This window comes from Streptomyces sp. NPDC036984, assembly GCF_055607665.1.
This window is the reverse complement of the sequence record NZ_JBVJRL010000001.1, coordinates 638,120-656,820: the sequence shown is the minus strand read 5'-3', so window position 1 is coordinate 656,820 and position 18,701 is coordinate 638,120. Positions and strand designations below refer to the sequence as shown.

20 protein-coding genes and 3 tRNA genes are annotated in these 18,701 nt (G+C 70.2%); 17 read left to right on the top strand and 6 right to left on the bottom strand.

The window, feature by feature from the left end; all coding sequences use genetic code 11:
- Positions 1-98 precede the first annotated feature (98 nt).
- Positions 99-3,194 carry a tetratricopeptide repeat protein gene (locus ACZ7DL_RS03030; protein WP_470770925.1) on the bottom strand — a complete coding sequence of 1,032 codons (3,096 nt, stop codon included), beginning with the start codon at positions 3,192-3,194 and terminating at the stop codon, positions 99-101.
- Positions 3,195-3,476: 282 nt separating this feature from the next.
- On the opposite strand from ACZ7DL_RS03030, the gene ACZ7DL_RS03025 reads away from it, so the two are divergent.
- The 3 genes from ACZ7DL_RS03025 (at position 3,477) to ACZ7DL_RS03015 (ending at position 4,375) form a co-directional block, all read left to right on the top strand.
- Positions 3,477-3,830, top strand: coding sequence for a DUF6233 domain-containing protein (locus ACZ7DL_RS03025; RefSeq protein ID WP_470770923.1), 354 nt, complete (start codon positions 3,477-3,479; stop codon positions 3,828-3,830).
- 44 nt (positions 3,831-3,874) lie between these two features.
- A complete protein-coding gene (locus tag ACZ7DL_RS03020) occupies positions 3,875-4,099 on the top strand; it encodes a hypothetical protein (protein ID WP_030747440.1) in 225 nt (74 codons plus the stop codon).
- A gap of 63 nt (positions 4,100-4,162) precedes the next feature.
- Entirely contained in the window at positions 4,163-4,375 is a 213-nt protein-coding gene (locus ACZ7DL_RS03015) for a hypothetical protein (RefSeq protein ID WP_470770922.1), read from the top strand.
- A 112-nt stretch (positions 4,376-4,487) separates the two neighbouring features.
- Here the strand turns inward: ACZ7DL_RS03015 and ACZ7DL_RS03010 are convergent, their stop codons facing one another.
- Complete coding sequence (locus ACZ7DL_RS03010; RefSeq protein WP_470770920.1) at positions 4,488-5,144, bottom strand: SDR family oxidoreductase; 657 nt, start codon at positions 5,142-5,144, stop codon at positions 4,488-4,490.
- A 207-nt stretch (positions 5,145-5,351) separates the two neighbouring features.
- Entirely contained in the window at positions 5,352-6,617 is a 1,266-nt protein-coding gene (locus ACZ7DL_RS03005) for an amidohydrolase family protein (protein ID WP_470770918.1), read from the bottom strand.
- Positions 6,618-7,046: 429 nt separating this feature from the next.
- Between ACZ7DL_RS03005 and ACZ7DL_RS03000 the strand changes: the two genes are divergently transcribed.
- From ACZ7DL_RS03000 to ACZ7DL_RS02960, 9 genes are all read left to right on the top strand, one after another.
- Positions 7,047-7,119 (top strand) — tRNA-Thr (locus ACZ7DL_RS03000).
- Positions 7,120-7,164: 45 nt separating this feature from the next.
- Positions 7,165-7,237: transfer RNA gene (locus ACZ7DL_RS02995), tRNA-Met, on the top strand.
- 90 nt (positions 7,238-7,327) lie between these two features.
- Entirely contained in the window at positions 7,328-7,492 is a 165-nt protein-coding gene (gene rpmG, locus ACZ7DL_RS02990) for a 50S ribosomal protein L33 (protein WP_003948671.1), read from the top strand.
- Positions 7,493-7,663: 171 nt separating this feature from the next.
- A complete protein-coding gene (locus ACZ7DL_RS02985; RefSeq protein ID WP_470770917.1) occupies positions 7,664-8,116 on the top strand; it encodes an FAS1-like dehydratase domain-containing protein in 453 nt (150 codons plus the stop codon).
- A 7-nt stretch (positions 8,117-8,123) separates the two neighbouring features.
- Positions 8,124-8,552 carry a MaoC family dehydratase gene (locus tag ACZ7DL_RS02980; protein WP_470770915.1) on the top strand — a complete coding sequence of 143 codons (429 nt, stop codon included), beginning with the start codon at positions 8,124-8,126 and terminating at the stop codon, positions 8,550-8,552.
- A 116-nt stretch (positions 8,553-8,668) separates the two neighbouring features.
- A complete protein-coding gene (locus ACZ7DL_RS02975) occupies positions 8,669-9,238 on the top strand; it encodes a TetR/AcrR family transcriptional regulator (RefSeq protein ID WP_470770913.1) in 570 nt (189 codons plus the stop codon).
- Between the two features lie 81 nt (positions 9,239-9,319).
- The gene (locus ACZ7DL_RS02970) at positions 9,320-10,780 is read left to right on the top strand and encodes a DHA2 family efflux MFS transporter permease subunit (protein ID WP_470770911.1); all 1,461 of its coding nucleotides are present in this window, start codon (positions 9,320-9,322) and stop codon (positions 10,778-10,780) included.
- A gap of 30 nt (positions 10,781-10,810) precedes the next feature.
- Positions 10,811-11,191, top strand: a complete 381-nt coding sequence (locus ACZ7DL_RS02965; protein WP_470770909.1) for a DUF3291 domain-containing protein — start codon at positions 10,811-10,813, stop codon at positions 11,189-11,191.
- Between the two features lie 247 nt (positions 11,192-11,438).
- Positions 11,439-12,515: a UDP-N-acetylmuramate dehydrogenase gene (locus ACZ7DL_RS02960; RefSeq protein ID WP_470770907.1), complete on the top strand. Its 1,077-nt coding sequence runs from the start codon at positions 11,439-11,441 to the stop codon at positions 12,513-12,515.
- Between the two features lie 10 nt (positions 12,516-12,525).
- On the opposite strand, the gene ACZ7DL_RS02955 is transcribed toward ACZ7DL_RS02960, so the two are convergent.
- A complete protein-coding gene (locus ACZ7DL_RS02955) occupies positions 12,526-13,158 on the bottom strand; it encodes an NAD(P)-dependent oxidoreductase (protein ID WP_470770905.1) in 633 nt (210 codons plus the stop codon).
- Positions 13,159-13,260: 102 nt separating this feature from the next.
- Between ACZ7DL_RS02955 and ACZ7DL_RS02950 the strand changes: the two genes are divergently transcribed.
- A complete protein-coding gene (locus tag ACZ7DL_RS02950) occupies positions 13,261-13,872 on the top strand; it encodes a TetR/AcrR family transcriptional regulator (RefSeq protein WP_470770903.1) in 612 nt (203 codons plus the stop codon).
- Between the two features lie 86 nt (positions 13,873-13,958).
- Here ACZ7DL_RS02950 and ACZ7DL_RS02945 read toward each other — a convergent pair whose 3' ends face one another.
- Complete coding sequence (locus ACZ7DL_RS02945) at positions 13,959-14,999, bottom strand: adenosine deaminase (RefSeq protein ID WP_470770901.1); 1,041 nt, start codon at positions 14,997-14,999, stop codon at positions 13,959-13,961.
- Positions 15,000-15,125: 126 nt separating this feature from the next.
- Positions 15,126-16,352 carry a pyridoxal phosphate-dependent aminotransferase gene (locus ACZ7DL_RS02940; protein ID WP_470770899.1) on the bottom strand — a complete coding sequence of 409 codons (1,227 nt, stop codon included), beginning with the start codon at positions 16,350-16,352 and terminating at the stop codon, positions 15,126-15,128.
- Positions 16,353-16,613: 261 nt separating this feature from the next.
- Between ACZ7DL_RS02940 and ACZ7DL_RS02935 the strand changes: the two genes are divergently transcribed.
- From ACZ7DL_RS02935 to rplK, 4 genes are all read left to right on the top strand, one after another.
- Positions 16,614-16,686 (top strand) — tRNA-Trp (locus tag ACZ7DL_RS02935).
- Positions 16,687-16,792: 106 nt separating this feature from the next.
- The gene (secE, locus tag ACZ7DL_RS02930) at positions 16,793-17,077 is read left to right on the top strand and encodes a preprotein translocase subunit SecE (RefSeq protein ID WP_470770897.1); all 285 of its coding nucleotides are present in this window, start codon (positions 16,793-16,795) and stop codon (positions 17,075-17,077) included.
- Between the two features lie 80 nt (positions 17,078-17,157).
- On the top strand, positions 17,158-18,024 hold the full coding sequence (gene nusG, locus ACZ7DL_RS02925) for a transcription termination/antitermination protein NusG (protein ID WP_470770895.1): 867 nt from the start codon (positions 17,158-17,160) through the stop codon (positions 18,022-18,024).
- A gap of 168 nt (positions 18,025-18,192) precedes the next feature.
- Entirely contained in the window at positions 18,193-18,627 is a 435-nt protein-coding gene (gene rplK / locus ACZ7DL_RS02920; protein WP_030747472.1) for a 50S ribosomal protein L11, read from the top strand.
- Positions 18,628-18,701 lie beyond the last annotated feature (74 nt).

The following is an 18,701-nucleotide window of genomic DNA, read 5'->3' as shown; positions in this document are numbered from 1 at the left end:
AATCTGCCGGCTCAGCCTTCCCAGGGCTCGAATCCTGGCGCCGCCCACGCTCGGCTGGGACCGCCGCGGTCCTCGGGCGCCTTGCTGCCGTGGGCGGGTCATTCCCTCAGTGCGGCCTCCAGTCGATGCCGGAAGGAGAGCAGCTGCTCGTCGGCTGCGGGCACGATCTGTCGCAGCGTATCCGTGACGGTGAGCAACTCGGCCAGGTTTCCGCGCGATGGATTCCTGCTCAAGAAGGTGGCAAGGTGCTGATTCGCCGTCACCCACTCCGAGGTCAGGCAGTGCACGAGGAACAGATTCCCCGTGTCTGCAATGTGATCGCCTGACGAGCAGATGTCTACGGTGCGGGCGGCCATGGTCTGGTATTCGGGATCCCCCTCCGCGTAGAGAGCGACGGCCTTCTCGTAATGCGCCCAACCATTTCCGGGATCGATCTCGATGGCACGGTCGAAGTCGGCCAGGGCGGCCGCATAGCGGCCTGAAACGCGGTGTACGACGCCTCGACTCGCGATGGCGTAGAAGCTGCTCGGGTCGATTTCGACGGCACGATCAAAGTCGGCCAGGGCCTCTTGTAGTCGGCCCGTGAGGCGAAAAATACTGCCCCGGGCGGAATGGATCCACGCCCGGTCCGGTTTGATTTCGAGGGACCGGTTGAAGTCCGCGAGTGCTTCCTCGTACCGGTACATGGAGTGGTACGTCTGGCCGCGGCTGCCGATGGCCCACGCATAGTCGGGGTTGATTTCGAGGGCGCGGTTGAAGTCTGCGAGTGCCTCCTCGTCCCGGCCGGTGAGGCGGTGGATCTCTCCGCGGTTCGCCAGGACCCACGCGTAGTCGGGGTTGATTTCGACGGCCCGGGTGAAGTCCGCGAGTGCTTCCTCGTAGCGATGCATGGATTTATAGGTCTGACCGCGGCTGCCGATGGCCCACGCATTGTCGGGGTCGGCTTCGATGGCGCGGTCGAAGTCTGCGAGTGCTTCCTCGTATCGGCGGGCGAGGCGGTGAGTCTCTCCACGGATTGCCAGGACCCAGGCGTAGTCGGGGTTGATCTCGATGGCCCGGTTGAAATCCGCGAGTGCTTCCTCGTGCCGGCCGGCGAGGCGGTGAGTCTCACCGCGGTGCGCAAGCGCCCACGCGTAGTCGGGGTTGATCTCGAGGGTGCGGTTGAAGTCTGCGAGTGCTTCCTCGTGCCGGTCGGTGAGGCGGTAGACCTCGCCGCGGTTTGCAAATGCCCACGCGTAGTCGGGGTCGGCTTCGATGGCGAGGTTGAAGTCTGCCAGGGCTTCCTCGTACCGGCGCATGGAATGATAGACCTGACCGCGGCCCACTATGGCCCAGGTGACGTCGGGCTCCATTTCAATGGCACGGTTGAAATCCACGAGCGCTTCCTCGTGCCGGCCGGCGAGCTGGTAGGTCTCACCGCGGTCCCGGAAAGCGCGAGCTGTCGGCTCCATCTCGATCGCGGCGGCGTAGTCGGCCAAAGCCTGCTCGTAGTTGTTGACCAGGCGGTGTTCGAGACCCCGCTTCAGGTAGGCGCGCTGTTTTGTCGACGGGTCGAGGCCGCCGCGGGACAGGAGAAGTGTGAGTGCGGCTATGCCTGGTTGGGGACCGTCGAGAGCGGCTAGGAGTTCGTCCCCCCATTTTCGTACCGCGGGTGCGTCGGCGTCCTGCCCGGCATGGGAGACGGTTTGCGCCCACCTCCGCAGGGTGGTGATGTCGTGGTGGTGGGCGTCGATCAGTTCGCGTAGGGCGTCAGTCAGCGCGGCCCTGTGATCCGCGGACAATCGGTGGTAAGTCTCTTGGAGCCGGTGATGACGCCATCGTTCGTCTTCCCACCAGCCGTCGGTCGGAGGGGTGCCTTCCTCCAAGTGGGTGCGTCGTTCTCTGAACGCGTCGGCCAGACGGGTGTGCTGCTCCTTCCATCGTTGCGGTGACTGATGGCGTTGCAGGCGGAGCATCGCAGAACGCACGACATCGTGATAGTGGCCACGGCCGGCCCGATTGATGAAGAAGGGCATTGACTGGAGCCAAGGGAACTCCGCCTTGGCTTCCTCGTCCACCACCGTGCGATAAGTGTCCTCGTCGATCTCCTGCGGAAGTGCGCAAGCCAAGGCAGCCGCGCGGCGCACCGGGTTTGTTTCCCACTTGAGGAACCGCTCGACGGCGGTACCGCTGGGGTCGCCCACGTCAGCGGCGCTGGTGGGATGCGCTTGGGCGAGGGTCGAGACCAGAACCGGTAGCCGCCCGGACAGCTCCAGAATCACCTTGATGACCTTTTCATCGGTGATTCCTTTGGCGCTGAGAAGTTGACGTGCTTCCGCCTCGCTGAACACTTCCAACGGAAGATAGGTCACGAGGTCGAGCCAGTCCCCCCAGCACTGGGGATTCAGCCGGGACTGACCTGCCAGAACCACAAGAACGTTGGCCGGTAGCTGCCCATATCGATCGCTGACCAATATGTCCCGCAGCCAGCCGTCCAGCAAGGTCCCGGTTCGCTCGTACGTGTCGAAGAACAGCACTACCCAAGGTCGGCGCTCTGCGGCATCGGACAAACCTTGGAGAAACGCCGGAGTGAGGACCTGCAATGGCGACAGGACCAGTTCGACATCCTCGTGACTACGCAACCGGGAGCTGAGCAGCGCCTTGATTCGGTCAGCCCCCGTCGCGACCTGGTTCGGATCCAGGATGCCGGTGAAGGCCCCCACGCCAGGAATCATGCCTAATCCCGCGAGTGTCAGCTGCGAGCCGATCACACTGAACGGGGAGGGGTTCTGTTGGTCGCTTCCCTGACCGCCCCCGGGGCTCTCACTGGATACCGCTGCCAAGCCCGCACCGGCATCCGCCTCATGCCGACGTTGCCGATAGGTGCTCAGCAGTTTGTCGAAGCCTTTCAGCTCTATGCCCTCTTGGCTGAACTGTGAGCTGATGGCCTCCATCGTCTCGACCACGCCCGTCGTGGATTCATCGATGTAGGCCGTGAGGGCTCGGGCGTCACGGGCCAGGGATTCCAGCTGGCGTACCAGAGTCGACTTCCCGACGCCGCCTGGACCATGGACATGGAAGAGAAATTGTGTCGCCTCTTCCGGCGACTGTTGCAAGGCATCCCTGAACGCGGCCTGCTCTTCCTGGCGCCCGACCAAGCCGTTCCGGCGTCGTCGCCGGATCAGTTCCTGTCGCGAAACACGGCGCGCCGTCACCCGCTACCCCCATGGAAGTGACTGACAGATCGACTTGTCCTGGCATTCTGCCTCAGACGAGCACGCGCCGTCCCGGGACCGAGCTGATTCGATGCAGGGCGCGTCGACCGTGAGGCCCGTGTGCGTGAATCGACCTGGTGGAATTCCGCGGCGACCGCCCGGCGCGACTTCGGGCCGAGCCGGGACGAGCGACGGCCGGGGCCCACTCCTGACCCCGCCCGGCTCTGCGGAAGCGGCGTCCCGCTGCTCGCGCTTCCGGGCCGCGCCCGTAGAATCGAACGTGTGAACGAGGACCGTCCGCTGACGCGTCTCGACATGCTGCGCTTCGCCCGCCGCGTCGTCGAACACCAGGCTGCCGGGCAGCTTGCGTTGATGGACCGGTGGATCGCCGACGAGGAGCGCCGGGAGGCCGAACGGCAGCGCCGGCTCGCCGCGCGGCAGAACGCCCCGGAGTGGGCCATCGAGCGCGGTCTGAACGGCCGGAGCGCGGTGTACGTCCACGTCGGCGGCTGTGCGAGCGTCGGCGGGCGGGCGAAGGGCGTCGGCCGGGAGCAGGCGGTACGGGCCCTCACCGAAGGAGGTGTCCCGGCGTGCCCGCTGTGCCGGCCGGACACCACGCTGGGGATTCTCGAATGACCGGCCCGGGTGCGGGCCCGGCCGGTCCGGATGATGCTGGAGCCATGGCCGGGAAGCGTCCGATCATCGTGCACCTGCCGTCCCCGACCGGCGGCCGCCGGGTCCGGGTGGACGGCGAGATCCTCGGCCTCGCGCACAGCGTGCGGGACCTGGTGGAGTTCCTGCGCCGGGCGGGTCTGGAGATCGAACCGGAGGAGGTGGCCGACTCCCCGCTGATCGACTGGCGTGGAGTGGGACCCGATCGCTGGGAAGCGGAGACCAGGACGTGACGGCGCCGCCGTGCCGGCTCGGGCCCGGGCACACGGCCGGTGCCTTCGGGGCAGACTGGCGGCATGGCCTCCCGACGCAGAACCTGCCCTGTGTGCCGCCGTGAAATCGCCGTGGTGGCGGGCCGCTTCGCGCGCCACGACCCGCCCGGGACGCGGGAGACCGGGGAACTCGTCTCCTGTGCCGGGTCGCGGTGGCAGGCGCGACTCGGGGCGGCCCAGCCGACACTGGACGGGTACGTCGTGCCGGTCTTTCCCGGGCAGCTGCCGCTGTTCTGAGTGCTGACGTGCCGGCAGCGCGCCGGACGGGACGCTCCGACGGCTCGTCAGCAGACCGGCCGTCCGGGCAGGCGGGTGGCAGGCCCGACCGTTCGACGACCGCCGGCCGGCCTCAGTTCCCGGCCACCGACTTCACCGCCACCGACACCGGCGTCGAACCGCTGATCAGCTCCAGCGTGAGACCGGCCGTCGCCGGCGTGTCCACCAGTTCGGCCAGGACGGCCGCCACGTCGTCCCGCGGGATCGCACCGCGCCCCGTATGTGCCTCCAGACGGACCAGACCGGTGCCCGCGTCGTCCGTCAGCGCGCCCGGACGCAGGATCGTCCAGTCCAGCGCCTCCCGCCGGGTGACGTACGCGTCGGCCTCGCCCTTGGCGCGCAGGTACACGTCGAAGACGTCGTTCCCCTGGTGCGCGGGATCCGCGCCCATCGAGGAGACCATCACGAAGCGACGCACGCGCGTGCGTACGGCCGCGTCCGCGAACAGCACCGCCGCGCCCCTGTCCACCGTGTCCTTGCGGGCGGCACCGCTGCCCGGGCCGGCGCCGGCCGCGAAGACCGCGGCGTCCGCGCCCTGGAGGTGCGCCGCGACCTCCTCCACCGAGGCGGACTCCAGGTCCAGCAGGACCGGTTCTGCGCCGACCGCCCGCAGATCGTCACCCTGTTCGGGCTTGCGGATGATGCCCGCGACCTCGTCCCCGCGCGCGGAGAGCAGACGCTCCAGCCGCAGCGCGATCTGACCATGACCACCAGCGATGACAATGCGCATGATTCCGACCGTACGCCCGAAGAGGCGCATCCGCCGTACGAGTTGACCGGCGCGCCCGGAGCGCGCCGAGCGCACGCTCATCGACGCACGCCAAGCGCATGCTCAGCTCTGCACACCCAGTGCCCACTCGGGGCCCCGCGTCCGCGCCGAGCACACGCTCACCAACGCACGAACCACCCGGCAGGGGCCCTGCGTCCGCGCCCACGGTCACGACAGCTGCCCGCGCCCCTGCCGCGGCAGCCCGAGCTCCGCTGCCGCCGCCGAGTTGCAGTACTCGCGCACCGCGCTCGTGCGGGCCACCACCCGGCCCCGGTGCACCACGATCCGGCTGTAGGCCAGGGAGAGCGCGCCGGCCAGATGGTCGCCGCGTACGGCCAGCAGCTCGGCGGGGAAGCCCGCCTCCACACGGACCTCAGGAAGGCCCAGCACCGCGCGCGCCGAGGCGGACACGGCGTCGTAGGCGTCCTCCGGGCGCAGGCCATGGGCGGAGGCGAGGAGGTAGGCGGCCTCCAGAGGGTCGCCGCGGCCGACGGGGTTCGCGACGTCCCGCAGGGCGCCGCTGCCGGCCGCCACGCGCACCCCGGCCGTGCGCAGCAGCCGTACCGGGGCCGCGCCCCGCCGGTCGGCGCCGCCGCAGCCACCCTGAGGCAGGCACACCACGGTCACGCCGGCCGCCGCGAGCTGGTCGGCGACGCGGGAGGCGGCCTCGGCGGGCAGGCGCCCGAGACCGGCGCACGGCCCGATCGTCACGCCGGGGCGCAAGCCCCCCGCCATGACCGCGAGCCGGGACAGCCGGGCCGGGTCGGCGGCGTCCGTGTGCAGGTCCACCGGGCAGCCGTGTTCGGAGGCCACCTCCAGGACCGCCTCCACATAGCCGGTGGGATCCGGGTCCAGGTCCGGACAGCCGCCCACGACGGAGGCGCCCATCTTCACCGCGTCCCGCAGTATCGCGAGCCCGTCGGCCCCGGCCGCCCCGGTCAGCAGTCGCGGCATCGCGACCGTCGTCAGCTCCGCCAGCCCCCGCAGCGACCGCCGTGCCTGGAGGACCGCCCCCAGCGCGCCGAGCTCCTGGACGTCGCCCACGCGCACATGCGCGCGTACCGCCGTCGCCCCGTGCCCGAGTTGGAGCAGGGCCGCCTCCGTGGCCCGGCGCTGGACGTCCTCCGGGGCGTACGACGCCGGGCCGGGGCTGTCGGCGGACAGGGCCGTATCCCCGTGCGCGTGCGGCTCGGCGGGGGCCGGCAGGAGCAGGTAGCCGCTCAGGTCCACGCGCGTGGCACTCGTCCGGGCCGGGCCCGGCGTGAGACTGCCGGTGGTGCCCACGGCCTCGATACGCCCGCCGCCCAGCCGTACGTCCACGGTCCGGCCGTCGGTGAGCCGCGCCCCGCAGAGCAGGAGGGCGGCCGCGTCGGACGGTCCCGAGGACCCCGACGAGTTCGACGGCGGGTGCGGCTGCGGCTGGCTGTCGGGCATCGCGCTCCAGGAGTAGGGACCGGGGCTCGGACGGGCCGGCGTGAGCGACGAGGCCGTGTCGACGCCCCAAGATCACGCAGAGTGAGTCGAGCCTAGGGTGGCGAGCCGTGCGGGTCGCGTAGGGGCGCAATAGGGGCGCAATAGTCGTACCGGCGTGGTCCGCCTCAGGCGGTACACGTGTCGCCCATTCGCGAGGCCGGCGGCGCCGTACCGGATGACGCCTACGCGCGCGTGTCGCCACTCCCGGGCACTGCCCACCGGGACGAAGCCGGCACGGAAAGCGCACGCACGCGCGTGACGGCCGGTGGTGGAGAGTGGCGCCGTATGGGGCTCATGGGGCAGGCGAGAGCGCTGCGAGCAGGGTCGCGCCGGGCGACGGGATACGGATTTGGGTGAACGGCGGCGGACCGTGTAATGTCTTCATCGCTCGCCCCAATAGCTCAGTCGGCAGAGCGTCTCCATGGTAAGGAGAAGGTCAACGGTTCGATTCCGTTTTGGGGCTCTGGTGTGAGAGGTTCCCGCCGCAAGGCGGGGCCGATCTCATCAAAGCGGTGTAGCTCAGTCGGTAGAGCAAGCGGCTCATAATCGCTGTGTCACCGGTTCAAGTCCGGTCACCGCTACTGACAGTAGCCGATTGTGGGGTCGGTCCTTCGATCGGCTACTCTTTCTTGCGTTAAATCAGTCCATCCGTTCGGCATAGGAGCACTCACGTGGCTGCCACCGACGTCCGCCCGAAGATCACGCTGGCCTGCGTGGAGTGCAAGGAGCGGAACTACATCACCAAGAAGAACCGGCGTAACAACCCGGACCGTCTTGAGATGAAGAAGCACTGCCCGCGTTGCAACGCGCACACCGCGCACCGCGAGACGCGATAAAACAGGCTCGTCCGTGAGGCCGTCCCCTTCCGAGGGGGCGGCCTCACGGCGTTTTTCAGCGGCTCGGCGCCCCTTGCGCCCCGCCTGCGCCCCACCGGCCCGGTGCGCATTCCGCGACCGGTCTCCGGCTAATTTGGGGCCAACACAGCAGACATCAGGAGGTGCCGGGCCATGGCGCTCGACCAGTCCTTCGTGGGACGGACCTACCCGCCCACCGCGCCCTATGAGGTGGGCCGGGAGAAGATCCGCGAGTTCGCCGAGGCGGTGGGCGAGACCAACCCGGTGTACACGGACCCCGAGGCCGCCAAGGCGCTCGGCTATTCCGATGTGATCGCGCCGCCGACCTTCGTGTTCTCCATCACCTTCCGGGCCGCCGGACAGGTCATCGAGGACCCGCAGCTGGGGCTGGACTACAGCCGCGTGGTGCACGGCGACCAGAAGTTCTCCTACGTCCGCCCGGTGCGCGCCGGCGACCGGCTCTCGGTCACCTCCACGATCGAGGCCGTCAAGTCCCTCGCGGGCAACGACATCCTGGACATCCGCGGTGAGGTGTACGACGAGGCGGGCGAGCGCGTCGTGACCGCCTGGACGAAGCTCGTGGCCCGCGCGGCCGAGGAGGCGTGAGGACCCGATGACGGCGAAGATCGCGTACGACGACGTCGAGGTCGGCACCGAGCTGCCGGCGCAGACCTTCCCCGTGACCCGTGCCACGCTCGTGCGCTACGCGGGTGCCTCCGGGGACTTCAACCCGATCCACTGGAACGAGAAGTTCGCCAAGGAGGTGGGCCTGCCGGACGTCATCGCACACGGCATGTTCACGATGGCCGAGGCGATCCGCGTGGTCACCGACTGGACCGGGGACCCCGGCGCGGTCGTGGAGTACGGCGTCCGCTTCACCAAGCCCGTCGTGGTGCCCAACGACGACCAGGGTGCCGTGATCGAGGTCGGCGGCAAGGTCGCGGCCAAGCTGGACGACAACACCGTGCGCGTGGACCTGACGGTGACGAGCGGCGGCCAGAAGGTGCTGGGCATGTCCCGGGCGGTTGTACGGCTGGCCTGACGACAGTCTGTGTAAGGGGCGCTCATCCATGGTGGGCGTCCCTTGCGTTGCGGGGCTCGCACCGGGCACCCCCAGCGCCCTTGACTTAGTTAGTGATTGAGTACTAACTTCCTTGCATGGTCAGGATGAGCGCAGAAGAGCGGCGCGAGAGCGTCATCCGCGCGGCGATCGCCGAGTTTGCCCGGAAGGGCTACTACGGCACCTCCACGGAGACGATCGCCAAGCGGGTGGGTGTCTCGCAGCCTTACCTCTTCCGGCTCTTCCCGGGCAAGAAGGCGATCTTCGCCGCCGCGTCGCTGCGGTGCGTGGAGGACACGTGCCGGGTCTTCGAGGAGGCGGCCGACGGGCTCCGGGGCGAGGAGGCCCTGCATGCCATGGCGAACGCCTATGTGCGGCTGATCACGGAGCATCCCGAGAAGCTCCAGATGCAGATGCAGACGTACATCACGGTGGCGGCCGCCGAGGCCGAGGGTGACCGCGAGTTCGGCGAGACCGTACGCGCCGCCTGGCTGCGGCTCTGGGACACCGTGCATCTGCCGCTGGGCGCCGACGTCCAGGAGACGACGACCTTCCTGGCGTACGGGATGCTCATCAACACCCTCACTGCCATGGGTTTCCCGCCCGAGCACCGGGTGTGGCAGGGGCTGTACCCGTCGGCCCGGATCACCGGGCGACTGGAGAAGTAGGGGGAGCGCGGGCGGACCGCGTCTCTTCATGGCCACGAAAGTTAGTCAGCAATAACTAACTGAGACAGCTCAGGGGGAGCGATGTCACGGAAGACGGCAACACCCAGCACCACCACATCGCGCGCGGGGGCCGTGTGGGCCCTCGTCATCACCAGCATCGCCGGCTTCATGGCGGCTCTGGACAACCTCGTGGTCACCACCGCCCTGCCCTCCATCCGCAAGGACCTGGGCGGGGCGCTGGACGACCTGGAGTGGACCGTGAGCGCCTACACGCTCACCTTCGCCGTCCTGCTGATGTTCGGTGCCGCGCTGGGCGACCGCTTCGGCCGCCGCCGGCTCTTCATCGCCGGACTCGCCGTTTTCACCGGAGCCTCCGCCGTCGCGGCCATGGCACCCGGCATCGGCTCCCTGATCGCCGCCCGCGCGGTCCAGGGCGTCGGCGCGGCCGTGATGATGCCGCTCACCCTGACCCTGCTGACCGCTGCCGTGCCCGCGGCCAGGCGCGGAATGGTGTACGGCATCTGGGGCGCCGTCAACGGGCTCGCCGTCGCCTCGGGGCCGCTGATCGGCGGCAGCCTCACCGAGCACGTCTCCTGGCACTGGATCTTCTGGCTGAACGTCCCGCTCGGTGTGGCCGTGCTGCCGCTCGCCCGGCTGCGCCTGGCGGAGTCCTACGGCACCGGTGCCCGGCTCGACGTGCCCGGCACGCTGCTCGCCAGCGGCGGCCTCTTCGGCATCGTGTACGGCCTGGTCCGCGGCCCCGCCGACGGCTGGACCGACACCACCGTCCTGACCGCGCTGATCGCCGGCGGAGCGCTGCTGGCGGGCTTCGTGCTCTGGAGCTCCCGCGCCGCCCACCCGATGCTGCCCATGCGGCTGTTCCGCTCCCGCGCCTTCGCGGGGATCAACGCGGCCAGCCTGCTGATGTTCGTCGGGATGTTCGGCTCGATCTTCCTGCTCAGCCAGTACATGCAGGGCGTGCTCGGCTACTCGCCCACCGAGGCGGGCCTGCGGATGCTGCCCTGGACCGGCATGCCGATGCTCGTCGCGCCCGTCGCCGGGATCCTCTCCGACCGCATCGGCGGCCGGCCGGTCGTCGCCGCGGGCCTGTTCCTCCAGGCCGCCGGCCTCGGCTACATGGCCTCGGTGGCCACCACGGACGCCTCCTACGCCGTCCAGCTGCCCGCCCTGGTCATCAGCGGCGTCGGCATGGCTCTGTTCTTCGCGCCGGCCGCCAACCTGGTCATGTCCAGCGTCCGCCCGCACGAGCAGGGCATCGCCTCCGGTGCCAACAACGCGCTGCGCGAGGTGGGCGGCGCTCTCGGCATCGCGGTCATGTCGTCGATCTTCTCCGCGCAGGGCGGTTACGCGTCCGCGCAGAGCTTCGTGGACGGGCTGCGGCCGGCCCTCGTCACCGGCTCCGCGGTGGTCGCCCTCGCCGCGGTCGCCGCCCTGGTGATCCCCGCCCGCCGCAGCGCCGCCAGGTCCGTCCCGGCGGCCGACCAGGCGCCCGCACCGGTCCTCGAGACCACCGGCCGCTGACCGTCGATCCCTCGCCGCAAGGAGCCCGCGATGCCCACGCTTCCCTGGACCGTGCCGAACACGCCGCCGCAAGGCGCCGAGGTGCACGTCTTCGCCTCCCGCTTCGAGACCCGCACGCTGTGGGGCGCCCTGCTCTTCCTCGTCCGGACACCGGCCGTGTGGCGGCAGGCCGGCCGCGCGCCCGGCGCCTACGGGGCCTCCCTGAAGGCGCAGCCCCTGCGGCGGACCTTCTGGACCCTGTCCGCCTGGGAGTCGGCCGGCGCGCTGAAGGAGTTCGCCCGCTCCGGCGCCCACCGGCCGGCGTCCAGCTCGCTCAAGGCCCAGATGCACTCCGTTGCGTTCGCCACCTGGCAGACCTCCGCCGACGAGCTGCCGGTGAGCTGGGACGAAGCGATACGGCGGCTCGCGTAGCCACCGGCGGCGGCACCGGGCACGCGCGCGTGGACCTGCGCCCTACGGCGGTCCACGCGCGCGTGCGTGCGTGTGGAGTACCCGCACGCGTGCGGGTACGGGAGGCCGGCCACGCGCGAGGAGGGCCGCACACGCGCGTACCGGCGGCAGCCACGAGCGCCCTCGGCGGCCGGCCCACCCCGCCGCACCCCGCACGAGGCCGCCGAGCCGTGCGGGACCCGTTCCTGCGGGTGCGGCGGGGTCGGAGGTGTCTCGTAGTCTTGGGCCCGTGCAGGTACTCCACGACGCCCCCCTTGCCCCGCTGACCACCTTCCGGCTGGGCGGTCCCGCGACGCGGCTGGTGACCGCCGCGACCGACGCCGAGGTGATCGCCGCCGTCCGGGAGGCCGACGACAGCGGCACCCCGCTGCTGCTCATCGGCGGCGGATCGAACCTGGTCATCGGCGACAAGGGCTTCGACGGCACCGCCCTGCGCATCGCCACGCGCGGGGTCGAGCTGCGCGGCACGACCTTGGAGCTGGCGGCCGGCGAGGTGTGGACCGACGCCGTCGCCCGCACCGTGGAGGCCGGGCTCGCCGGCATCGAGTGCCTGGCCGGCATCCCGGGCTCCGCGGGTGCCACGCCGATCCAGAACGTGGGCGCGTACGGCCAGGAGGTCTCCTCGACGATCACGGAGGTGATCGCGTACGACCGGCGGGCCGGCGAGACCGTCACGCTGACGAACGAGGAGTGCGCCTTCTCGTACCGGCACAGCCGCTTCAAGGCCGATCCCGAGCGCTATGTCGTACTCCGGGTCCGCTTCGGGCTGGAGGACGCGGGCGGGCTGTCCGCGCCGGTCAAGTACGCCGAGGCGGCCCGCGCGCTCGGGGCCGGGCCCGGGGACCGGGTGCCGCTGGCCGACGCCCGCGAGACCGTGCTGAAGCTGCGCGCCGGCAAGGGCATGGTGCTGGACCCCGAGGACCACGACACCTGGTCGGCCGGGTCCTTCTTCACCAACCCGATCCTCACCGACGAGCAGTTCGCCGCGTTCCACGCGCGCGTGCGCGAGCGGCTGGGCGACGGCGTCGAGCCGCCCGCCTACCCGGCGGGGGAGGGCCGTACCAAGACCTCCGCTGCCTGGCTGATCGACAAGGCGGGCTTCACCAAGGGCTACGGCACCGGCCCCGCGCGCATCTCCACCAAGCACACCCTCGCTCTCACCAACCGGGGCGCTGCCACCACGGAGGACCTGCTGGCCCTGGCCCGCGAGGTGATCGCCGGCGTCCGCGAGGTCTTCGGTGTCACGCTGGTCAACGAGCCGGTGACCGTGGGCGTGAGCCTCTAGCCGGGCCGGCTCAGTAGGCCACCCCCACGCCCTGCTTGAGGCTCTCCACGTCGTCGATCATCGCCAGCATCGCGTGCGCGACGTCCGCGCGCGCGATGAAGCGGCCCTTGGGCGGGAAGCCGCCGACGACCGTGCGGTAGCGGCCGGTGAGCGGCTTGTCCTGGAGGCGCGGCGGCCGTACCGACGTCCAGTCGGTGCTGCTGCGGGCCAGCTCGGCCTCCATCGCGCGCAGGTCGGCGTAGACGTCCTTCAGGACGGCCGCCACAAGGCCCCGCATCGCGCGGTCCAGGGCACCGTCGTCCTGCGGAGCCGGGCCGACGGGGCCGGCACTGACCACCAGCAGCCGGCGTACGCCCTCCGCCTCCATCGCGCCGAGCACCGTCCGGGTCAGCCGGGCGGCGACGCCGGCGTCCTTGCGGCTGCGCGCGCCCAGGCCGGACAGGACGGCATCCCGGCCCCGCACGGCGGTGAGCAGCTCCTCCGGGCCGCTCAGGCCGCTGCGGACGACCTCCAAGCGGTCCCCGGCGACATCGAGCCGGGCCGGGTCCCGTACCACGGCGGTGACCTCGTGGCCGGCGTCCAAGGCCTGACGGACCAGCTCCCGGCCGATCCCCCCGGTGGCGCCGAAAACGGTGAGCTTCATGGCGATCCCCCTGCTACGTAGAGGTGGGTGAGTGTTTACTCACCTCACTGCCCCCTAGAGTGGGTAAGCACTCACCCACCCGTCAAGCCCGACAGGAGCCCCATGGAGACGAAGCCCGCGCGTGTCCGCATCCTCGACGCCGCGCACGAGCTGATGCGCACCGTCGGCCTCGCCCGCGCCACCACCAAGGAGATCGCCCGCGCGGCCGGCTGCTCCGAAGCGGCCCTCTACAAGTACTTCGACAGCAAGGAAGACCTGTTCGTGCGGGTCCTCACCGAGCGCCTGCCCCGGCTCACCCCGCTGCTCGCCAGCCTCGTCGCCGAACCGGGCCAGGGCACCCTGGAGGAGAACCTCACCGAGATCGCCCGGCAGGCCGCGCTCTTCTACGAGCAGAGCTTCCCGATCGCCGCCTCCCTGTACGCCGAGACCCAGCTCAAGCGCCGCCACGACGACGCCCTGCGCACGATCGGTTCGGGCCCGCACATGCCCATCGAGGGCCTGGACGCCTACCTCCGCGCCGAACAGGCCGCCGGCCGCCTCGACACCCGTGCCGACACCTTCGCGGCCGCCTCCCTGCTCCTGGGCGCCTGCGCGCAGCGCGCGTTCGCCTACGACGCGACCGCGAGCGGCGAACGGCCGCCGGTGGACGCGTTCGCCACCCGGCTCGTGCACACCCTGCTGCGCGGAATCTCCGTTGCGGAGCCCTCCGCGTGACCATCAGCCTGAGCACATGACCCACACGTCCGGGGCACCCCGCTGACCGTCCGGACCGACGAGGCGCTATCCGCCCTACGCCCGCTTCAGACGGCCGGGCGCGCCAGCCAGTCGTCCACGCCGGCCAGCAGCCGCTCCCTGACCTCCTCCGGGGCGGCAGAGCCCCGGATGGACTGCCGGGCCAGCTCCGCGAGCTCGGCGTCCGTGAAGCCGTGGGTATGGCGGGCGATCTCGTACTGGGCGGCGAGCCGGGAACCGAACAGCAGCGGGTCGTCGGCCCCGAGGGCCATCGGGACACCCGCCTCGAAGAGCGTGCGCAGCGGTACGTCATCCGGCTTCTCGTACACGCCGAGCGCCACGTTCGACGCGGGGCACACCTCGCAGGTCACACCCCGGTCCGCCAGTCGCTTCAGCAGCCGCGGGTCCTCCGCCGCGCGCACCCCGTGCCCGATCCGGGAGGCGTGCAGGTCGTCCAGGCAGTCCCGGACCGACGCCGGACCGGTCAGCTCGCCGCCGTGCGGGGCCGACAGCAGACCGCCCTCGCGCGCGATGTGGAAGGCCCGGTCGAAGTCCCGGGCCAAGCCCCGGCGCTCGTCGTTGGAGAGCCCGAAGCCGACCACGCCCCGGTCCGCGTACCGCACCGCCAGGCGGGCCAGCGTGCGCGCGTCCAGCGGGTGCTTCATACGGTTGGCGGCGACCAGGACGCGCATGCCGAGGCCGGTCTCCCGGGAGGCCGTGTCGACCGCGTCCAGGATGACTTCCAGAGCAGGGATCAGACCGCCCAGCCGGGGCGCGTACGACGTCGGGTCCACCTGGATCTCCAGCCAGCCCGAGCCGTCCCGCAGGTCCTCCTCGGCGGCCTCCCGCACCAGGCGCTGGATGTCCTCCGGCTCGCGCAGGCAGGAGCGCGCCGCGTCGTACAGCCGCTGGAAACGGAACCAGCCCCGCTCGTCCGTGGCCCGCAGCTTCGGCGATTCGCCGCTGGTCAGCGCGTCCGTCAGGGCGTCGGGCAGCCGCACGCCGTACTTGTCGGCCAGTTCCAGCACGGTGGTCGGCCGCATCGAGCCGGTGAAGTGCAGGTGCAGATGGGCTTTCGGCAGCTCAGAGAGATCACGTACAGGCTCCATTCCCAGATCCTGCCGTACGGCACCGCCGTCCCGGTAGCCGTTTCCCCGTTCGTGGTCTTGCTCGCACACAGAAGCGGGCCGCCTCCCGCAGGGAGACGGCCCGCACGCGCGCGTGGCGGCCGGGAACTAGTCCCGCGCCTCCGCCAGCAGCTTCTGCATCCTGCTCACGCCCTCGACGAGGTCCTCGTCACCGAGCGCGTACGACAGCCGCAGGTAGCCCGGCGTGCCGAAGGCCTCGCCCGGGACGACCGCGACCTCGGCCTCCTCCAGGATCAGCGCGGCCAGCTCGACCGTGTCCTGCGGGCGCTTGCCGCGGATCTCCTTGCCGAGCAGGGCCTTGACCGACGGGTAGGCGTAGAACGCGCCCTCGGGCTCCGGGCAGACCACGCCGTCGATCTCGTTGAGCATCCGCACGATCGTCTTGCGGCGCCGGTCGAAGGCCTCGCGCATCTTCGCCACGGCCTCCAGGTCACCGGAGACGGCGGCCAGCGCGGCCACCTGGGCGACGTTGGAGACGTTCGAGGTGGCGTGCGACTGGAGATTCGTCGCGGCCTTGACCACGTCCTTCGGGCCGATGACCCAGCCCACGCGCCAGCCGGTCATGGCGTACGTCTTCGCCACACCGTTGACCACGACGCACTTGTCGCGCAGCTCGGGCAGGAGCGCCGGCAGGGAGACGGCGGCGGCGTCGCCGTAGACCAGGTGCTCGTAGATCTCGTCGGTGAGCACCCACAGGCCGTGCTCCAGGGCCCAGCGGCCGATCGCCTCGGTCTCGGGCTCCGAGTACACCGCGCCGGTCGGGTTGGACGGGGAGACGAAGAGCACGACCTTCGTCTTCTCCGTGCGCGCGGCCTCCAGCTGCTCCACCGAGACGCGGTAGCCGGTCGTCTCGTCGGCCACGACCTCCACCGGGACACCGCCGGCGAGGCGGATCGACTCCGGGTAGGTCGTCCAGTACGGCGCCGGGACGATGACCTCGTCGCCCGGGTCGAGGATCGCGGCGAACGCCTCGTAGATCGCCTGCTTGCCGCCGTTGGTGATGAGGATCTGCGAGACGTCGGGCTCCCACCCGGAGTCGCGCAGCGTCTTGGCGGCGATGGCGGCCTTCAGCTCGGGCAGGCCGCCGGCCGGCGTGTAGCGGTGGTACTTCGGGTTCTTGCAGGCCTCGACGGCCGCCTCGACGATGTAGTCCGGCGTCGGGAAGTCGGGCTCACCGGCGCCGAAGCCGATCACCGGACGCCCGGCGGCCTTCAGGGCCTTGGCCTTGGCGTCCACGGCGAGGGTGGCGGACTCGGAGATCGCGCCGACTCGGGCGGAGACCCGGCGCTCGGTGGGTGGGATTGCAGCGCTCATGAGGCCCATCGTTCCAGACCGGAAATCCCCCCGGCACACGGGTTTCACAGACTGAACAACAAGGGGTCGAGGCGTGAACACCGGTCCGAATCCGGTCCCCGGCCAGGACGATCTTTGGTCGGGCGCCCCCTGACGGGCCCTTTCTGTTCGACGCGGGGCCGCGGAACACGTACACTCTCACCTCGTTGGCCTTCAGCAGCCGCCACCCAGCCGGTGCACACCGAGCACCCGGCCGGATGCGGTACGTTGGGGGACACACAAAGGGTCGTAGCTCAATTGGTAGAGCACCGGTCTCCAAAACCGGCGGTTGGGGGTTCAAGTCCCTCCGGCCCTGCTACACACACCGCCAGGATGTGTGCGCATGTACGTACAGCAATGCACCGCCGTGCGGCTCAGGAACCGGGCGCGGCACGGCCACGACCCGGGATCAGGTGAGGATTATGACGGACGCCGTGGGCTCCATCGACACGCCTGATGCCCAGGACGAGGTACACGAGTCCAAGAAGGCCCGTAAGGGCGGCAAGCGCGCCAAGAAGGGCCCGCTCAAGCGCCTCGCCACCTTCTATCGCCAGATCATCGCGGAGCTCCGCAAGGTCGTCTGGCCGTCGCGCAACCAGCTGACGTCGTACACCACCGTGGTGATCTTCTTCGTCGCCATCATGATCGCCCTGGTGACCGTGATTGACTATGGGCTCAACCACGCGGCCAAGTACGTTTTCGGCTGAGCCAAGAGCGAAGGGCGCCGTGGTACCGGCGCCCGTTTTCGCATGTTCCACCCCTATGTATCCAGGAAGAAGCAGCCATCGTGTCTGACCCGAACCTGAACGACGACGCCACTGAGCCCCGCGGGCTGGCTGCCGAGACGGTGGACGACGAGCTCGACATCGTCGAAGGCGCGGACGAGCAGGACGAGTTCGAGGCTGCCGAGGCCGAGTCGGGCGAGCCGGCCGAAGAGGCCGCCCTGCACGTCGAGGACGAAGAGGCTGACGAGGCCGACGAGGCCGGCGAGGAAGCCGCCGCCGAGGCCGAGGCCGAGGAGGAGCCTGCCGCTCCGGTCGACCCGGTCGAGGCCCTGCGCGAGGAGCTGCGCACCCTGCCCGGCGAGTGGTACGTCATCCACACGTACGCCGGTTACGAGAACCGCGTGAAGACCAACCTGGAGCAGCGCGCCGTCTCGCTGAACGTCGAGGACTACATCTTCCAGGCCGAGGTGCCGCAGGAAGAGGTCGTCCAGATCAAGAACGGCGACCGCAAGACGATCAAGCAGAACAAGCTGCCGGGTTACGTCCTGGTCCGCATGGACCTGACCAACGAGTCCTGGGGCGTCGTCCGCAACACCCCGGGCGTCACCGGCTTCGTCGGCAACGCCTACGACCCCTACCCGCTGACCCTGGACGAGATCGTCAAGATGCTCGCCCCGGAGGCCGAGGAGAAGGCCGCCCGTGAGGCCGCCGAGGCCGAGGGCAAGCCCGCCCCGCAGCGCAAGGTCGAGGTCCAGGTGCTGGACTTCGAGGTCGGCGACTCGGTCACCGTCACCGACGGCCCGTTCGCCACGCTCCAGGCGACCATCAACGAGATCAACCCCGACTCGAAGAAGGTCAAGGGCCTGGTGGAGATCTTCGGCCGGGAGACGCCGGTCGAGCTCTCCTTCGACCAGATCCAGAAGAACTAGTTCTTTCTGGACGTACTGCTTCCGAGCAGGTCAGGCAGGCTGCTGCAGCCGGTCTGACCTGCTCGGTTTTTGGCCGCGCATCTATACCCGTTATCGTTGTGCGGTATGCCTGCATCCGGGTGGTCCCTGGGAGCGGGCAGGACCCGAATCGAAAGGACCCGGAGAGCTATGCCTCCCAAGAAGAAGAAGGTCACGGGGCTCATCAAGCTCCAGATCCAGGCCGGCGCCGCCAACCCGGCTCCGCCGGTCGGCCCGGCGCTGGGTCAGCACGGCGTCAACATCATGGAGTTCTGCAAGGCCTACAACGCCGCGACCGAGTCGCAGCGTGGTTGGGTCATCCCGGTGGAGATCACGGTCTACGAGGACCGTTCCTTCACCTTCGTCACCAAGACGCCGCCGGCCGCGAAGATGATCCTCAAGGCCGCGGGTGTCGAGAAGGGCTCCGGCGAGCCGCACAAGACCAAGGTCGCCAAGATCACCGAGGCGCAGGTCCGCGAGATCGCCCAGACCAAGATGCCCGACCTCAACGCGAACGACCTGGACGCCGCCGCGAAGATCATCGCCGGCACCGCGCGCTCCATGGGCGTCACGGTCGAGGGCTGAACCCACCCCTAGCAGTCATGCGGCCGTAGCCGGTCGCACGTGGCAGGGCCTGCTCGGCCCAGGGACCACGACTC